Annotated in this window: 2 protein-coding genes; both read left to right on the forward strand. The window is 69.5% G+C overall.

Annotated features, from left to right (window positions below):
• The first annotated feature begins 47 nt into the window (after positions 1 to 47).
• The gene (locus AC1MIR_RS26905) at positions 48 to 1208 is read left to right on the forward strand and encodes a HupE/UreJ family protein (RefSeq protein WP_480031248.1); all 1161 of its coding nucleotides are present in this window, start codon (positions 48 to 50) and stop codon (positions 1206 to 1208) included.
• The gene (locus AC1MIR_RS26910) at positions 1145 to 2419 is read left to right on the forward strand and encodes a hypothetical protein (protein WP_480031249.1); all 1275 of its coding nucleotides are present in this window, start codon (positions 1145 to 1147) and stop codon (positions 2417 to 2419) included. The genes AC1MIR_RS26905 and AC1MIR_RS26910 overlap by 64 nt, the downstream gene beginning before the upstream one ends.
• Positions 2420 to 2714: the final 295 nt, after the last annotated feature.

Consider the following 2714-nt stretch of genomic DNA (forward strand, 5'->3'; position numbering starts at 1 on the left):
CACCACCAGCATCCCAAACATGACCCCCGGCATCACCGAGAGCCAACGTGAACCCCTTCACCAGAGGGGTCCCTTTTGGACGCCGATCACCCCTCTCAGGGGGGCCTTTTTCCACGCCGATTCACACCGATGGCCTGCCGGCGCCCGCGCCCTTCACCACCAACCGCCGCGAAGCCGGCGGCGTCATGCACCTGGTGGACTGGGCGGCGCTGCGGCGCGACGCCGCGGGCCTCGGGCGCATCGCCGCCGATAGCCTGCAGCTCCGCCTCGCCGGCGAACGGCCCGTCGCGCGCGTCGAGGGCGTGCGCGTGCACCGCATCGGCGCCGAGCCCGGCTTCGCCACGCTCGCCGAGGCGCGCGCCGTCTTCGCATCGCCACCTTCGGCCGCGTACGCCGCGATGGAGACCTATGTCGGCGACGCCGGTGTCGATGTCGTGCTGATGTTCGAGACCGGAGAAAAGACGGGGAGCTATGCGCTGTCCAGCACCCTCGATCCGGGCCTGCCGGGCCAGGCGGAGACGGCAAACCTCATCCTCGACTACGGGCCTGTTGGCACCGAGGTCTATCGGGTGCGCGGCCTGATGGCCGAGCCCGTCTCCATCGCCGGGGCCCCGGCAGCGGCCGTGCTGACCTTCGTGGCCGAGGGCGCGCGGCATATCCTGGAAGGGCTCGATCACGTGCTGTTCGTGATCTGCCTCGTCCTCGGCACCACCGGAATACGCAGCCTGGTCTCCCGTATCACGGGCTTCACCCTCGGCCACAGCGTGACGCTGACCCTGGGCTTCCTCGGCTTCGTGCCCGCGGGCGGGTGGTTCGTGCCGCTGGTGGAGGCGGGCATCGCGATGTCCATCATCTATGCCGGCGCGATCGCCCTGCTGCCGCAGGCCCGCCGCGGTCACACCGAGCGCAACATGTTCGTCGTGGTCTGCGCGATCGGCCTGCTGCATGGCCTCGGCTTCTCCTTCGTCCTGCACAGGATCCTGAAGGTCGACGCGCCCAATCTCTGGGAGAGCCTGCTCGCCTTCAATGTCGGCGTGGAACTCGGCCAGCTGGCGATCGTCGCGCTCGTGCTCCTCGTCCTCATCGCGTTGCAGCGCACGAGCCGGGATCTGTGGCGTGTCGCGCGGGCCGGCGCAGCGATCGGATGCATCGCCGTCGCGAGCATCTGGACGGTGCAGCGCGTGCTCATGCTGGTGTCGGTGTCGTAGGCAGTGGGCCGGCGCGGCTGTGCATCCGCAGCCGTCGTGGCAGCCTGCGCTGGACTGCTTCGGCGCCGTTCGATCTGCCGCGCGGAACCCGGCTGCCGGCGGACTTTCCGCGACGGCGGTCCGCCGGGTCATGGCATCGCGCCGTCATCACGTCACGCCGGCGCTTGCGCATCGAGGCTCGATTGATGGGGGTCGCGATGAACGCATGCCCGGCCGGGTTGGTGGTGGTGCTGCTGCTGGCGACGAGCAGCGCGGTCTCGCCGGTGCTGGCCCAGCAGCCCGCTGGCGATCGGCTCGACACGATTCTGGACAGGCTGGATCGCCTGCGGGACGCGCTCGGCACCCGCAACGGCGGGGCGATCGGGCTGATGGGCTATACGATGATACCCGACGGTTCATCGAACGCGCTGCAGGTCGATCGCGCGACGGCCAACTCCGATGAGGGCTCGACGCTCCTCACGCTCGGGCAGTTCGGTTCCGGCTTCACGTTGAGCGAATCCTTCCCGCTCTGGCTCGAGGGCTATGTCGGCTATGCGCGCTACGATCCTCGCGCCGTGTTCACCAATCTTCCGCCGCGCCAGGTGCCGCTGCGCTGGAACAACGTGTCGGCGACCATCGGCGTCGGCTACGACATCCGCCTTGGCGAGAATCTCTGGCTGCGCCCGATCTTCAACGCCGCCCTGGGCTACGCGACAACGGATGCCGCGCTGTTCGGGCGGTATCTTGGGTGGCGCTTCGGCCCGGACATCGAGGCGCTGTCGGGGCAGCAGGCTTTCGCCTCCGGTTTCGGCGGCGCATTGATGCTGGCCTACTACGACTACCGGCCGGAGCGCGACATCGATGTCGAGCTTCGCTACACGAGACTGGACCTGCAGACCTTCGGGGACACGATCGAACCGGCGCGTGGGCGCGGGACAGCAAGCACCGCCAGTCTTTGGGGGCGGTACCGGTGGCCGACGGGTTGGGAGGCCTTCGGCCGACCGGTTCGCTGGGTCCTCGATGGCAATGCGAGCCTGTATCTGGGGGACCAGTACGACGTTCTCAGCTACCGGTGGGCCTTGAAGGTCGGCGGGGGCATCGAGGTCGATGTCGGCCGCTACGAGATTGGCGCGGCCGGCATCAATCTCAGCCGCCTCCGCCTGGTGGGACGGTATTTCTTCGGCGATCGCGGCGTCACGGGCACCTCGATCGGCATCGGCATGAGTTTCTGACCTGCGCCGAAGCGGCGGCTTCGGTGGATGCTGGAGACGCGTTCCTGCGCGTCGGCTCTCCGCGCAATGATCGGCTTTGCCGCCGACCGCATGGCGCAGGCGGGAGTGAGCGAGACAACCGGCCGCGCCCAAGGCGCACACAGCCCCGACCGTCTCGTGCAGCGCAACGGCGAGCCCCGCCGCGACTGCCAGAGCCGGGTCTGACCTGTCCCCCCCCCCCCGGGAGGGGGCCCCCCGGCGGGGAGGCCGGCGGCGCCCGCCGGCCATTGTGAATAGGAGCCGGACGCGGGGTGGG

The sequence above is a fragment of the Falsiroseomonas sp. RANM36 genome (genome assembly GCF_056682175.1).